This window comes from Magnetococcales bacterium (genome assembly GCA_015231755.1).
Classification (GTDB): Bacteria; Pseudomonadota; Magnetococcia; order Magnetococcales; family Magnetaquicoccaceae; genus Magnetaquiglobus.
This window is the reverse complement of sequence record JADGAZ010000008.1, coordinates 13,521-28,521: the sequence shown is the minus strand read 5'-3', so window position 1 is coordinate 28,521 and position 15,001 is coordinate 13,521. Positions and strand designations below refer to the sequence as shown.

10 protein-coding genes are annotated in these 15,001 nt (G+C 60.1%); 1 reads left to right on the top strand and 9 read right to left on the bottom strand.

Annotated features, from left to right (window positions below; genetic code table 11):
- Positions 1 to 27: 27 nt before the first annotated feature.
- The 9 genes from HQL98_06875 to HQL98_06835 all read right to left on the bottom strand — a co-directional run bounded on the left by HQL98_06875 (position 28) and on the right by HQL98_06835 (position 13,799).
- The gene (locus HQL98_06875) at positions 28 to 1,905 is read right to left on the bottom strand and encodes a GAF domain-containing protein (protein ID MBF0271766.1); all 1,878 of its coding nucleotides are present in this window, start codon (positions 1,903 to 1,905) and stop codon (positions 28 to 30) included.
- Entirely contained in the window at positions 1,902 to 4,079 is a 2,178-nt protein-coding gene (locus HQL98_06870; GenBank protein MBF0271765.1) for a PAS domain-containing protein, read from the bottom strand. Before HQL98_06870 ends, HQL98_06875 begins: the two co-directional genes overlap by 4 nt.
- A 189-nt stretch (positions 4,080 to 4,268) precedes the next feature.
- Positions 4,269 to 8,198 carry an ATP-dependent RNA helicase HrpA gene (gene hrpA, locus HQL98_06865; GenBank protein ID MBF0271764.1) on the bottom strand — a complete coding sequence of 1,310 codons (3,930 nt, stop codon included), beginning with the start codon at positions 8,196 to 8,198 and terminating at the stop codon, positions 4,269 to 4,271.
- Positions 8,199 to 8,270: 72 nt separating this feature from the next.
- The gene (locus HQL98_06860; GenBank protein MBF0271763.1) at positions 8,271 to 9,017 is read right to left on the bottom strand and encodes a class I SAM-dependent methyltransferase; all 747 of its coding nucleotides are present in this window, start codon (positions 9,015 to 9,017) and stop codon (positions 8,271 to 8,273) included.
- A 26-nt stretch (positions 9,018 to 9,043) separates the two neighbouring features.
- Entirely contained in the window at positions 9,044 to 10,153 is a 1,110-nt protein-coding gene (gene ychF / locus HQL98_06855) for a redox-regulated ATPase YchF (protein ID MBF0271762.1), read from the bottom strand.
- 27 nt (positions 10,154 to 10,180) lie between these two features.
- Positions 10,181 to 10,768, bottom strand: a complete 588-nt coding sequence (locus HQL98_06850) for an aminoacyl-tRNA hydrolase (protein MBF0271761.1) — start codon at positions 10,766 to 10,768, stop codon at positions 10,181 to 10,183.
- A gap of 44 nt (positions 10,769 to 10,812) precedes the next feature.
- Positions 10,813 to 11,406, bottom strand: a complete 594-nt coding sequence (locus HQL98_06845; protein MBF0271760.1) for a 50S ribosomal protein L25/general stress protein Ctc — start codon at positions 11,404 to 11,406, stop codon at positions 10,813 to 10,815.
- 129 nt (positions 11,407 to 11,535) lie between these two features.
- Positions 11,536 to 12,474 carry a ribose-phosphate pyrophosphokinase gene (locus HQL98_06840; GenBank protein MBF0271759.1) on the bottom strand — a complete coding sequence of 313 codons (939 nt, stop codon included), beginning with the start codon at positions 12,472 to 12,474 and terminating at the stop codon, positions 11,536 to 11,538.
- Between the two features lie 224 nt (positions 12,475 to 12,698).
- Positions 12,699 to 13,799 (bottom strand): ankyrin repeat domain-containing protein, encoded by a 1,101-nt coding sequence (locus tag HQL98_06835; protein MBF0271758.1) that lies wholly within the window; start codon positions 13,797 to 13,799, stop codon positions 12,699 to 12,701.
- Between the two features lie 292 nt (positions 13,800 to 14,091).
- Between HQL98_06835 and HQL98_06830 the strand changes: the two genes are divergently transcribed.
- Complete coding sequence (locus tag HQL98_06830; GenBank protein ID MBF0271757.1) at positions 14,092 to 14,985, top strand: EamA family transporter; 894 nt, start codon at positions 14,092 to 14,094, stop codon at positions 14,983 to 14,985.
- The last annotated feature ends 16 nt before the right edge of the window (positions 14,986 to 15,001 follow it).

Below are 15,001 nucleotides of genomic sequence, written 5' to 3'. Positions count from 1 at the left end.
TTTTATGGTTTCCAAGTCTGCGGGGGGTCAAAGCGGATGGCGTTGGACCACCAGACCGATTCCACCTTGAAAACGGGGATGGGCGGGAACCGGAAAGGTGGACACCCTGACCTTGAAGAGGGTGCGGTCCCGGTGCAGAGCCGAAACCACCCCGGGAGTGCCCGTCAAACCATCCGGAAGCAATCGGGTCAAAGGCAGGATATCGGGCAATGGTCCCTCATGGCCGAACTCCTGTTGTACCGCCTGATTGGCCAGAATGACCTGTCCCTGGTCGCTGACCACGACAATGGGATCCGGAATGCCGTCAATCACGGCCATGAACCACGCTTCCACCTGTTGGGCGTCGGCCAGGGTCTCTTCGGTTTTCTGGGCGATCAGCAGGATTTCCAGGTTGGATGCCAACAACGGGGTCAATTCTTCGATCTGGGTTCGATGTTCGGGAAAGTCCGGATCCAGGGAAGCCAGTTGCAAAATGCCCAACAGACGCTCGCTGCGCATGACCGGCAGAATGAGCATGGCCCGGGGGACGGACTCCCCCAGGGCGGATCCGATATGCCAGAAATCATCCGGCGGCAGATCGAAAGTCAACGGTTGACGGTCCAGGGCGCATTGTCCCAGCAATCCTTCTCCGAGGGGGATCCGGGCCGGAGCCTGATCGTCGCCAAAACGCCCCGCCAAAGTCAGGACCGATCCGTCGGAGAGATCGGCTTCCAGCACATAAAAAGTGGCCTGATGGAGGGGCAGGAAATCGCTCAGTTGTTTGAACCAGGCCTGGGCCAGTCCCGGCAGGTTGCGGGCCTGCTGCAAGGAGGCGCCCACCTCGGCCTGACGACTTTTGATCATGACCTCCGCCACCAGTTTTTCGGCGGCGTCTTGGGTTTTGGCCACCGCATCGCGTCGGGCATGGGATTCCCGGAAAGCCCGCAGACCCACCAGCAACAAAAAGAACAGCCCCGATCCCGCCGAAATACCCATGGTGCCCATCACCGACGTCGGAACCACAGGCTCCAGGTCTCCCAGTAGCACCAGTGACCAATCCCCGGCTGGATCGTTCCAGTGCAGCAACGCCGTGGAGCGAACGTGACGCTTGTTGTCGATCCAGACTTCCGGTGCGGTGGCGTCAAAGGGCAGGGATATGGGAAGTCCACCATTTTCGTAGGCTTTGCCGAACTGATTCAGCTTGGTGATTTCCTCGATCCGTGTTGGCGTGGGCAGACCGTTGATGGCAAACAGCCACTCCTCCTGGGTGGACGCGAACACCACCCCTTGGGGCGAAAGCAACAACGCCTTGACACCAAATCCCGTCAACCTTTGATCGAGCTGCTCTCCCAGCATTTTGATCACTACCACGCCGATGATCGTCCCGCTTTGGGAGGTGCCTTCCCGGATGGCGTCGGCCACATAAATGCCCCGTTCCCCGGATTTGGATCCCACGGCCAGATAGACGTTCCGTTTGCCGGCCATGGCCTGTTGCCAATAGGGTCTGAACTTGATGTTCTTCCCGACACTCAATTCGTGATCGGTTTCGTGGACAACGATTTTTCCGGTGTTGTCCATAATATAGATGCCATCCGCGCCAAGCATGATCCGTGCGGTTTTCATGCGGGCCAGTCCATCGGGATCGTTGGGCGTGCGCTTGCCCAACACCAGTTCCTTGAGCAGAGGTTCGTTGAGACCAAACAGGGAAGCCACCCCCATCGCCTGACCGCGTATGGTTTCCATCTCCAGGCGCGCTGCCTCCCGTTGCACCTGACCGTCGAGCAGGATCTGGAAATCTTCCACCATCAGATCCTGATACAGATGACTGGCCAGGAAACCCGCCAACAGGGCCAGCAGCAGGGCCAACAGGATCGCCTGACGGGGCTTGAGCAGCAACCAGTTTCTCAAAGCGACGGTCATGGTCATGGTGCTCCCTGGGAACCCGATGGGGTTTCGGTGGGGATGAGGCCCGACAACCGTTTGGCTCTTTCGTGAAAATGGTGGCCGCGCCTGAAGTGGAATACCACCACCGCACCGATCACTTGTCCATTTCGATTGATGGTGGTGGTGGAACAGCCCACCGGCAGAGACTCACCCTGTTTGGACCAGAAGGTTTCGTCTTCCCGGGAGCGGGGTTTGCCGTCCCGCAGGGTTCTGAGGATTTGGCTGTGTTCGATGGGCAAAGGACGACCATCCGGATGGCTGTGATGAATCAAAAAATGAAACGGTTGGCCAATGGTCTCTTCTTCGCGATAGCCCAGCATCTCCAGAGCCATCCGATTGACAAAGGTGATGACTCCATCCTGATCCAGTCCCACAATGCCGTTGTTGACCGCTTCGAGAATCAGACGGCTGCGTTCCACGGCAGCGGTGGTTTCGGCCAACAGTTCGGTGGTACGGGCGGCCCTGAGCAGAATATCCATGCTCATGGCCACGATGGGTTGCAGATCCGCCAACAAGGTGTGATCCGCTTCTTCCAACAGACGGAAGGTGGCCAGTTCCAGCACGGCGAACAGACGCCCCCCATGCTCCACCGGAAGAATCGACACCGCTGCCGGCAGGGTGTCGCCGAGTCCCGATTGAATACGGAAATAGTCCTGTCCGGGTTGTTTCAGGGTGATGGGAACCCGATTGACCGCGCATTGCCGCAACAGTGGTCCCAGAGGCTGGGCCAGATCCTCGCCGGTTTGACCGACGCCACCGTATCGGGCCAGGGCGGAGAGTTGTCCGGACTCTTCGTCCCACAGACACAAGACGCCTTGTCCCAGATTCAAGGGCACAGCGATTTCGGATAGCAGGGTTTGCGCCAGTTGTACCGGGGTATGGGCCTGTTGCAAACGCGCGGCGATCTTGGCCACCAGGGTGCGGCGGGCGGTCTGCCCCTCGACGTTGACATGACTGGCCTCCAGATCGGCAAAGGCCCGTTCGATCAAGCGGCGTACCGCGTTCACCAGACCGAAGGCGGCCAGCATGGCCACCAGGGCAATCGTTCCCATCACCCCGAACAGCACCGCCACCAGATGGCCGGAAACCGCCTGGGCATCGCTTTCGGGGGCCAGGGTCACCACCCGGAACGCCTGCTGGTGGATCAACAGGCGATGAATGCCCACCAGCCAGGGTTCATTGTTTTTGGAGTCCGGTTGGATGGTCAGCAGTTCGTGTTCGGTGCCGCCCTGGGCGCGGGACAATGCAGCCGACAGGATGGTCAGACCCAGAGCATCCGGTTTTTGCAAGACGGCTTTGCGGATATCCTCGTCATTCTGGAACCGCTCATGATGCGGCAGTCCCAAAACCTTGCCTTCGGCGTCCAGCAGGGCGACCTGACCGTGGTGTCCATATTTCAACCGGTTGGTAAACCGGGACATGTCCATCAACAAAATGTCGAAGGCCACCACATAACGTTGACCGGATTTGGGATCGGTCCAGCCCATCGAGGCGGTGATGCCTGGTTCCTTGGTGGTGGCGAACTGATAGGGCGGGGTCCAGTGGATGTGCTCTTCCTCGGTGCTTTCCAAGGCGCCGATGAACCAGGGGCGACGGCGCATGTCGTAATCTTGTTCCCGCCACTCTTCGCCGCTTGGGGTGCGGGCATCCCGCCACAACAACCAATGATGACGATTCGCCGTTTTGGGCAGATGGGAAATGCGGTTTTTCCAACCGTCCGGGGTTTTGAGCAGCATGAGTTCCCGTCCGGCGTCCGTGGCCAGATGAATGCTGCTGACCAGGGCATGTTGTTCAATCACCGGAATCAGCAAACCGTTGAAGGACTCCGGATCATCCAGGCTGATGCGTTCATCCCGGGTCCAATCCCGCATGGTGAGCAGTAGGGCGTCGATTTGACCCGCCAGGGCGTTGAACTCGTGAATCACCCGTTCCGCCACCTGACGTTGCTGCATGAAGGTGTTGTTTTCCGCCAGGGGCCGGGCCTGAAGCAGATAAAACGGCACAATGACCCCCAGAGCCGCGATCAGGACGATCAAAGGCGTTGCCAGTCCCAACCGGTCCAACTGGCGATGAATGAACGTGGCATTCTGTCCGCCGGAATCTGGGGTCAGGGCGTGTACGGTTTGATGCGGATTCTGGCTGTTGCCACGGCTCATGGGGATTCCACAATGAACTTTTCACAGTTGGGCGCCGGGAATGGCCCATCCGGCAATCTGGACACCGGTTATGAGGAGTGATTCACTCCTGATCAAGATCATATAGGATGCTTGGTGCGTTGCCAAGAGAGGCCATGCCCCGACAGCCCACCGGGTCGCACAGGGGTGGATGATGCTTTGTTTTTGCGATCATGCGATGGTTTTTTGCAGTTGAGCCGCCAGTCTCTTGGGGGAAACCGGCAGGATGGTTTTCAGTTCCTGGGCAAACAACGAAATACGAAACTCTTCCAGCATCCAGCGCAAGGTGATCAGTTCCGGATCGTGCAGATTCTCTTTGGCGTGTCGTTCGGCCCGTTTGCGATACTCCTGCCAGTAGCGCACGGTTTCGCTCGCCTGACGGGTATCCTTGACCGGATCCCGGGCGCAGCGGTCCAGACGCACCTGCATGGCCTGCAGATAGACCGGCAGCCGTTCCAGCCAGAGGGGAGGCGTGGAGCGCATGAAATCCGCCGGCAGCAGATGGGTCAGTTGTTCCCGGATGTCCGGGACCGCCTCTTTCAGGACCGGGGGCGGAGCCTGCTGAATGGAGCGGCGCACCTGGGCATAGGCGATAAGAATGCGTTGTGCCAGGGCCATGCCCGCCGCGACCGCCGGCACCAGTCGGTTGCGTCCGGATTGCAGTCGGGCATGAAATTCATCCGGATCGCGGATGATGGATCCTTCCGCCGGCAGAAACACCTGGGTGATGGCCTGTCCGATCACCTGATCCACCATGGCCACCTGGGGAGCGGGTTTGCCCATGGTCAGGGTCAAAAAGGCCATGGCGGCCTCGTGGGAAAGGGGATGGCTGCGCCGGATCCCCTGGAGTACCGAAGCCAGATGCAGCATGAACAGCCGGGTCAAGCCCTGTCGGGTGACGGCGGTCGCGCCCACTGGATCGTTCATCAGCCGCAAGGAGACCGAATCCCCGTCGTCTTGCAAAACCGGGGTGCCGTGAATCCGTATCCCGCCGGCATCCAGGATCACCTGTTCGGGAATCGGACCGAAATCCCAACGGGTCAAGCCTTTTTTTTCCCAATCGGTCTTGGGAAGTTTGTAGAGCCGTTCACGGGCGTCGGAGCACAGTTCGCTGCGCAGTGCCTCCAGATCCCGGCCCCGTCCGAGCACGCGGGTGCCGGAGTCGTCCACGATCAGAAAATTCATGCGCAGATGATCGGGCAAGGTCTCCCCTTGCCAAGCGTCCAGGGGGATATCACAGCCGTTTCTGGATTTCAATAATTGAATTAACGTAACCTTCAAGGAGCCTACAGGTTTCGTTAATTGACTCATGCACCACTCGGCACTCTGGGGCAAAGGCACCAGGGGGCGGCGCAACGACTTGGGCAGGGATTTCAGCAAAGCCAGAATCTTGTCCGGCAACAGTCCCGGCACCAGCCACTCGAAGGGCAAAGGAGACAGACCATTCAAAAGGGACAGGGGAATGCGGGCATTCACGCCGTCGTTGTTGCCGCCGGGATCAAAGGTGTACTCCAGAGCGAACTCCTGACCATCGATGATCAGATGACCGGGAAAACGTTCGCCGCTGATCTCTCCATCGTCGCGCCGCAGCACATCCTCCCGACCGAAATACAGAATGCGCGGATCCTTTTTGCGGGCTTCGGCGTACCATTCGTGAAAACGGCGAGCGCTGTGAATCGAGGCCGGGAGCAGGGCGTCGTAAAAGGCGTAACGTTCCGGATCCGGAGTGAGCAGATCCCGGCGGCGGGATTTGTGTTCCAGTTCCCGCACCTCGGCGATCAGACCCTGATTGTGGACAAAAAACGGCGCGCTGGAGTTGAACTGTCCTTCGACCAGGGCCGACTGGATGAAAATCTGTCTAGACTCCACCGGATTGATGGGCCCGAAATGGACCTTGCGGTTGGCGATCAGGATCAAGCCGAACAGGGTGACCCGTTCCGTGGCCATCACCTGTCCGGGCTGTTTTTCCCAGTGCGCCAGGGTGTAGGAGCGACGACACAAGGAATCCGCCGCCACTTCCAGCCACTCCGGCTCGATGCGGGCGCAGGTGCGGGCATACAGACGGGAGGTCTCCACCAATTCCCCCGCCACAATCCAGGCCGGTGGCTTGCGGTGCAGGGCGGAGCCGGGATGAATGAAAAAACGGGTCTCCCGAGGGCCGGCAAACTCCTTGAGATCATTTTTGCAGCCGATGTTGCCCAACAGACCCGGCAGCAACGCCTGATGAATCTCCGCATAAGTGGCGGGGGTCTCGTTGGGACGCAAGCCCATCTCCCGGCTCATCTCCTCCAGTTGGGTGTGAATCTCCAGCCACTCCCGCACCCGCACCCGTGACAGGAAATTCTCCTTGAGGAAACGGCGGAATCCGTTGTTGGAGGGATAATCCACCCGGCCTTGCTGGATGAACCCCCAGAGATTCAAAATGCCGACAAAATCCGATTGGACATCCTTGAAGCGGGCATGGGACTGGCGGGCCGTATCCCGCCGTTCCTGGGGTTCTTCCCGGGGGTCCGGCAGACACAAGGCCGAAACCAGAATCAGAATCTCCCGAAGCCGTCCCCGTTGTCCCCCCTCCAGCAGGATGCGTCCCAATCCGGGAGGCAGGGGAAAACGGGCCACCTGTTTGCCGATGTGGGTCAGATGACCATCCCCATCGATGGCCCCCAACTCTTCCAGGAAACGCATGCCTTGGCCAATGGCCCGGGCAGCCGGGGGATCGACAAAGGGAAATACCTCGATCTCGCCGATGCGCATGGCCTTCATTTGCAGGATCACCGCATCCAGGGGCGTGCGCAGAATCTCCGGGTCGGTGAACTGGGGACGGGAAAGGTAATCCTCCTCGGAATAGAGTCGAATGCAGATTCCTTCCGCCACCCGACCGCACCGTCCCTGGCGTTGGTCCGCCGACGAACGGGAGGTCTTTTCCACCGGAAGCCGTTGAATGCGCATCCGTTCGCTGATGCGACTGATGCGCACCAGTCCCGAATCCACCACATAACGCACCCCCGGCACGGTGATGGAGGTTTCGGCCACGTTGGTGGCCAGAATCACCCGCCGTTTGCCCCCGGTCTGAAAAATTTTCTCCTGATCCGCACCCGACAAACGGGCGAACAGGGGCAAAATGTCGATCCCCGGTCCCATTCCTTTGCCCAGGGTTTCGCCGATTTCCCGGATCTGCTGCTCTCCGGGCAGAAAAACCAGAATATCCCCATGCATGCCGGGTTGGGACAACTCCGCCACGGCACTGACCACGGCGCTTTCCAGGCTCGACTCTTCCGCTTCCTCCAGATCGTTCTCCTCGCTGGCTTCCACCACCCTCGGGCGGTAGCGGGTCTCCACCGGATAGGTGCGCCCCGACACCTCGATCACCGGAGCCTGATCGAAATGACGGGCGAACTTGTCCGCGTCCAGGGTCGCGGAGCTGATGATCAGTTTGAATTCCGGACGTTTGGGCAGGATCTGCTTGAGCAGACCCAGTAGAAAATCGATGTTGAGGCTGCGTTCGTGGGCCTCGTCCACCAAGATCGCCTCATAACGGGTCAACAGCCGATCGCTTTGGATTTCGGCCAGCAGAATCCCATCGGTCATGATCTTGACCAGGGTCTCAGAGGCGGTGTGGTCGTTGAAGCGCACCTTGTGTCCCACCAGACGCTCGGCGGCCCCCCCCAGATCCCGACTCAGAAAATCGGCGATGGAACGGGCCGCGATCCGTCGCGGCTGGGTCACCCCCACCATGCCCCCGCTGCCCAGGCCCAGTTCCAGACAAATTTTGGGCAGTTGGGTGGTCTTTCCCGAGCCGGTCGCCCCCCGCACGATGGTCACCGGACTCTTGCGGATCGCTTCGGCAATCTCGACGCGACGCTCGGTGATGGGCAGATCCTCCGGAAAACGTAGGGCCGGAATGGCGGCGCGACGGCGTTCCCGTTCGGCGCGGGAGCGTTCCAGATCGGCACGCAGGGCTTCCAGCCGGGCAGGTTCGGGGGGCGTGTTGGGATTCCGGGTTTGCCGGGTCAAATCCAGCAATCGTTTCCGCAAGGCATGGCGGTCCCGGATCATGCAGTGGGCCAGCAGGCCCATGCCGGGCAGTCCGGTATGGCTCAAGGGAATCTCCATGGAAAAAAAGGTGGGGTGACGTGGATCGGTACGGCAGGCTTTTGGTCTTTTGGATGGGCATCAGGCTGTAAAATAAAGATCGTAACGCACGGTCCGGCCCGTCACCACCGCATGGGCCGTCTTGTCGGCCAGGGGAGGGGAGAGACGGGGCCGTTTCACCACCACCCGTTGACGCGCCCCTTGAAGGGCGGTGTGCAACAAGGCCTCGGCGTCGGGATCGTCCCCGACCACGGCGCGCAACTGGCGCATCTCTTTTTTCACCAGGGCGGCTTTGGTGCGTTCCGGGTGCATGGGATCCAGATAGACCACCTCCGGCGCCAAAAACCCATCCCCGGATCGGCCAAGACGCTCTTTGGCCTCCCCCAGAGCCAGAGTCAAGCGTTCGGCTTCCGGAAGTCCGGCCTGAAGAGCGCGTTGCAAGCCGTTTTCCAGCAGGGCGTGAATCACCGGGGAGCGTTCCACCATCTCCACCCGGCATCCCAAGGCCGCCAGCACAAACGCATCCCGTCCCAGTCCGGGTGTGGCGTCCAGCACCTGGGGCCGCACGCCGCTTTTCAGACCCACCGCCCGGGCCAGGGTCTGACGCAACCCCTCCTGACGCCGCGCCTGGGCGATGGCGGCGGAAAATTCCACACCAACCGGTTGGCCCCGACCCCGAACCCGCTCCACCAGTTCCCAGCGTTCCCGAGTCACGTTCAACACCAGTCGATCCCCGGTCTCGTTCCACGCCAGCAAAGGCAAGGCAAACCTAGCCGCCAGGGTTTCCGCCTCCGGGAGCAACTCCGGATCGGCGGTGGTCACCACCAGCCCGGCGCGCTCGGGGTCGTTCGGGTTCACACGTTGAACCGGAAGTGCATCACATCCCCATCCACCACCAGGTAGTCCCGGCCTTCCACCCGCAGTAGACCCTTCTCCTTGGCGCCCAGTTCCCCACCCGAGGCGATGTAATCCTTGTAGGCGATCACCTCGGCGCGAATGAAACCCCGTTGAAAATCGGTGTGGATGGCTCCGGCGGCGTCATAGGCGGTGGAACCTTGGGGAATGGTCCAGGCCCGGGCTTCCTGGGGACCGGCGGTGAAATAGGTCATCAATCCCAGCAGATGATAGGCGGAGTGGACCATGCGATCCAATCCGGACTCTTCCAGCCCCAGATCCTCCAGAAATGCCCGCCGCTCTTCGCCGTTCAACTCGGCGATTTCCGCCTCGATGGAGCCGCAAATGGCCACCATGCCCGCCCCTTCCTCCTGGGCAATGGCGCGCACCGCATCCACCAGGGGATGTGCGCCGGGTTTCTGCGCGGCGGCCACCTCATGCTCGGCCACATTGCAGACATACATCACCGGCTTGGCGGTCAACAGGAACAATTCCTGGATCTCCAATTGATCCGCCGGGGTCAGTTTTTGGCGTCGCACGGGCACGCCCGCGTCCAGTCCGGCCATCAGGGTGTCGTAGAGGGCCGCCAGGGATTTGGTATCCTTGTCGCCGAAGCGGGCCTTTTGCGCGATGGATTTGTGACGTTTCTCCAAAGCGGCCAGATCCGCCAGCATCAGTTCCGTCTCGATGATCTGGATGTCACGGGCCGGATCCACCTTGTCGTGGACATGGGTGATGTCGTCGTCGATGAAACAGCGCACCACATGGGCCACGGCTTCCACCTGACGGATGTGACCCAGAAATTGATTGCCCAGTCCTTCCCCCTTGCTGGCGCCTTTCACGAGTCCGGCGATGTCCAAAAACTCCATCACCGCCGGGATGGTCCGTTTGGATTTCAACAGGGCGCTCAAGGCGTCCAACCGGGGATCGTTCACCGCCACCACCCCCTGATTGGGTTCGATGGTGCAGAACGGATAGTTGGCCATCTCCGCGCCGGCTGCGGTCAGGGCATTGAAAATGGTGGACTTGCCCACATTGGGCAGTCCCACGATGCCACATCTCACGGCCATGAGGGGGCTCCTTGAATGGTGTTGATTTTAAGAAGAATGGGGGGGCTTGTCCCGCTCCAGACCCAAACGGTTCATGGCTGCGTTGAGATCCCCCTTGAGTATCCAGGGAACCACCGGAGGCAGTTGTTCCAACAACCGATCACGGGCCATCTGCTCGTCCGGCGAGAATCCGGCCAGCACAAAACGGGCCGTATCGATACCGGGTGGAGGACGACCCACGCCCAGGCGCACCCGGATAAAATCCGCAGATCCGATGATCTGTTGAATCGATTTCAGGCCGTTGTGTCCGCCGTTGCCGCCGCCGGCTTTCATGCGGACCTTGCCGCAGGCCAGATCCACGTCATCGTGAAACACGATCACATCGGGAGGGGTCAGGCGGAAATAGCGCATGGCTGCGCCAACCGCCTCCCCGGAGAGATTCATGTAGGTTTCGGGAACCAGCCAGAAAACCCGCTCCCCCTCGATCCGTCCATCCCCGAAAACCCCCTGGAACCGCTTGTTGCCGGCAGGCATTCCGAAACGACGGACCACCTCCGCGAGCAGATCCTGTCCCAGATTGTGACGGGTCCGGGCATAGGTTTCGCCCGGATTGCCAAGCCCGACCAGAAGCTTCACGGCCTGATCATCCTGTCAGTCAGCGTGGCAGCGAAACCGAATGATCACCCCTCGACGGTGGCGTCAACGGCTTCGGCCTGGGTGCCCACGATGGTGACCAGGGTGAAGTTGTCCTCGTGGGGAATTTCCACGCCCTTGGGCAGTTCCAGATCCTTGACATGAACCGCGTCACCGATGTCCAAGGTGGCAATCGAGACTTCGATGAAATTGGGCAGATCATCGGCGCGGCAGTGGACTTCCACATCCTTTTGGATCACGTCCATCACGCCACCCGCCTTGATGCCGGGGCATTTGGTTTCGCCGCTCACATGGATCGGAACCCGGACGTGAATGATCTGGTCGGGATCGAAACGCATGAAGTCCACATGCACCGGCATGCCGGTCACGGGATGGATCTGGTAGTCCCGCAGCAGCACCGCCACGCGGACATCACCATCGATCACCATGTCCTGGCGATGGGTGCGCAGTCCGGAGCCTTCGGTATCCAGAAGCTTGAGCAGATCTTTTTGATCCAGGGAGAGATTGCGGTTCTGGCGGGTTCCACCATACAGCACGGCGGGAACGCGCGCATTGCGACGCATGAGACGGGAGGCCCCTTTGCCAAGACCTTCACGGGTTTGAGCCATAATCATAGCCATGATGCCACTCCTTTACTTAAAGAAAATCCTGATCACCCAAAATGGAAAAATCAGCGGTTGATTTTGCCGTGAAAGTCGTTTTTCGCTTTCACGGTTGGGGGTGAGGGGGGCTCCCCCCATCATGCACGTTTACACGAACAGGGAACTCACCGACTCCTCGTCGCAAATACGGCGGATGGCCTCCCCCAGCAGCGGGGCCACACTGCGCATTTCGATTTTTGGACACGCCATGGCCTCGGGACTCAGTTGAATGGTGTCCGTCACCAGCAGGCGCGTCAACACCGACGACTGAATGCGCTCCACCGCCGGGCCGGAAAGCACACCATGGGAACAGACCGCCGCCACGGACATCGCCCCATGACGCAACAGGGCTTCGGCGGCTTTGGTCAGGGTGCCGGCGGTATCCACCATGTCATCGACGATGATGCAGTGTTTGTTTTCCACTTCGCCGATGATGTGGTGCATTTCGGCCACGTTGGGGGCCGGACGACGTTTGTCGATGATCGCCAGATCGACATGCAGCCGTTTGGCGTAGGAACGGGCCCGGACCACTCCGCCGATGTCCGGGGAGATCACCACCGCGTCCTCGATGCCCCATTTGCGTACCGCGGCCAACAGCACCGGCGTGGCGTAGAGGTTGTCCACCGGCATGTTGAAAAAGCCTTGAATCTGACCGGCGTGCAGGTCCAGGGTCAACACCCGTTGCACCCCGGCGGCGTGGAGCAGATCCGCCACCAGTTTGGCGGTGATGGGGGTGCGTCCGGCCTCTTTACGGTCCTGACGGGCGTAACCATAATAGGGAATCACCGCCGTGATCCGTCCCGCCGAGGCCCGATGCAGGGCATCCACCATGATCAGCAGTTCCATGATGTGATCGTTGGCCGGATTCGAGGTGGGTTGCACCACGAAAACATCCCGACCGCGCACATTTTCGTCGATCTGGATGAAGATTTCGCCATCGGCGAAGCGTCGGACCGTGGCGTTGGCCATGGGCACCGAGAGGTATTCCGCGATCCGGCGTCCCAGTTCGGGGTTGGCGGTTCCGGAAAAAATACGCATTTTTTCGATGGACATGGATTCAGAATATCCGAAATCAAATGGGAACGGATGGATCACGTCACCGGATGGAGCGGTCTGGGTTTCCGCTTCAAAAGCGACAAAAAAACAGCAGGGGAATATACCCGCTCGTCGCCCGAAACGCAACCCATGGCATGCGAATGGATCGGAAAATGAAAAAAAAATCCCCCGGAAACGATTTTTTCCGGGGGAAGAGGGGAGAATCAGACCGGGATCTAAGGTTCCAGGTTGGGTCGGTTGGCCGCCACCCGCAGCGACGAGGATCCATTTTTCGCGGTCTTGAGGGCGTTCTCCCGGGCGGCGAGCAGCTTGACCACGGCTTCGTGACCTTTTTGTTTGGCCAGGGCCATGGGGGTGTTGCCCACCTTGTCTTTGGCTTCCAGATTGGCGCCGTGGGCCAACAGGATGGCCGTCACCTCTTCTTGACCGTGCATGGCGGCCCAGTGCAACGGGGTTTCCTGATATTCGGCGGTGGGGTTGATGTCGCTGGCCCAGCGGATCAGAAACTTGACCATGGCGCCATGTCCTTCTCCCGCCGCCCAGTGCAAGGGCGTGTCCCCAGTGGTGGAACGCACATCCAGCTTGGCCTTCATGGCGAACAGATATTCGGCCATGGGAATGTCCCCGGAACGGGCCGCCCAGTACAACGGCGTGCGACCCAGGGCATTGGCCAAATTGGGATCGGCGCCGTTTTCCACCAGCAAGGCGACCATCTTGTCGTGTCCGGCCTCCGCCGCCCATTGCAGGGGAGTATCCCCGGTTTCATCCTGAAGATTGATATCCGCCTTGGCCGTGAGCATCAGTCGGGCCAGTCCCAGTTTTCCCTCGGCGGCAATCCAGTGCAGCGGGGTTTGACCGGTGCGATTGCGTATATCGGGTTTGGCCCCTTTCCCGAGCAACAGGCGGGTCAACTCCTCGGAACCGCTGTTGGCCGCGATCATGTGCAAGGCGGTATCCCCCCGTTGATCCCGGTGGTTGACCTCCGCGCCTTTGTCGAGCAAAGCCTTCACCAGCGACGCGTTTCCCTGGATCACCGCAAAATGCAAAGGAACCAGTCCGAAACTGTCCGGCACGTTGATGTCTTGACCCGTGGCCACCAGTTGCATCGCAACCTCCAGCTCCCCAAGCTCGATCGCCTTGTGCAACGGGGTCCGGGTGGAACTTCGGATCGGTTGGACCGTCTGGCTCTCCGTGGGAGTTCCGGAGGCGGCCAACAGTTCACGCTCCATGGTGGCGGTCATGCCCAGGGTCACCAGGGCGCACAGCAAGGACCGATGGAGGGTTTTCGATACGGACCGATTGGCAACGGGTTTCATCGTCAGGGCATCCTAATAGGGCGGCCAGATGGCGCGCGACAAGGTTTTTGCAAGCCAATCCTTAAGATCGACAAACCCAACGATCGCAATAAGCGTGCCCCATCCTGCAACCCGTTTGGAACCGCTCCCACAGACTCTTACAATCGCCTCTTTAGAAGGGGTGTTTCTCCAGAGACGGTCACCATTTCCGCTTGCTTTCGCTCCAGGGTAGCAGCCCGGCTTTGCATCCGATGAACAGCAGGCCTATACTGAAATCTTTCGGGGGTAACCTGACTCGCACGGAATCGGATTCATGCCAATCTGGATGGCGTTTTTGACACTCACGTTCATTTGGGGCAGCACCCCCCTGGCGATTCAGTGGAGTCAGGCGGGCATGAGTTATAGCTTTGCCGTCATGGCCCGTATCGGTATCGGAGTGGTTCTGTTCTTGTTGCTGATCCCCTGGCTGAAACGACACCCGGCACCCTCCCTGGGACAACTGCTGGTGGTCTCCTTGATTGCCGGGCTCAATCTGTTCGGCAGCATGTTGTGTGTCTATTGGGGCGCTCGCTACATTCCCTCGGGCTGGATCTCGGTGCTGTTCGGGCTGGGACCGATCCTGACCGGATGGATGGCCGCGGCCTGGTTGAAAGAACCCTTCTCCCGGCAAAAGTGGATCGGATCGCTCATGGGGCTGTTCGGACTGGTGGTGATCTTCGCCCACTCCGGCATCGCGGGAGAAAACACCCCCATCGGCATCGCGGCGGTGATTCTCTCCGTGGTCATCTACGCGGCGGGCAATGTCGGCATCAAACAATGGAATCGGGACATCGCTCCCATGTGGGTCGCCGCCGGATCTCTGTGGGTGGCCTTTCCGCTGTTTCTGATCGTGTTTTTGCTCTCCGGAGAACCCTGGCCCACCGAGGCTTTGTATACCCGCTCCGGACTGGCCATCGTCTATCTGGGACTGGTGGGCAACGGGCTTGGATTCGTCTGCTTTTATTATCTGTTGAGCCGGGTCAGCGCCGCCAACGCTTCGCTGGTCACCCTCAGCTCTCCGGCGGTGGCCCTGTGGCTCGGCGTGGCGTTCAACCGGGAACAGATCCATGGCGGATTGCTTCTGGGTACGATCCTGATTCTTGCCGGTCTGGCCCTGTTTCAGTGGGGTCTCCCCGGCAAACGGCTGCAAAACGCCGAATCCCTGTGAGGGAATTTTTTCCCGT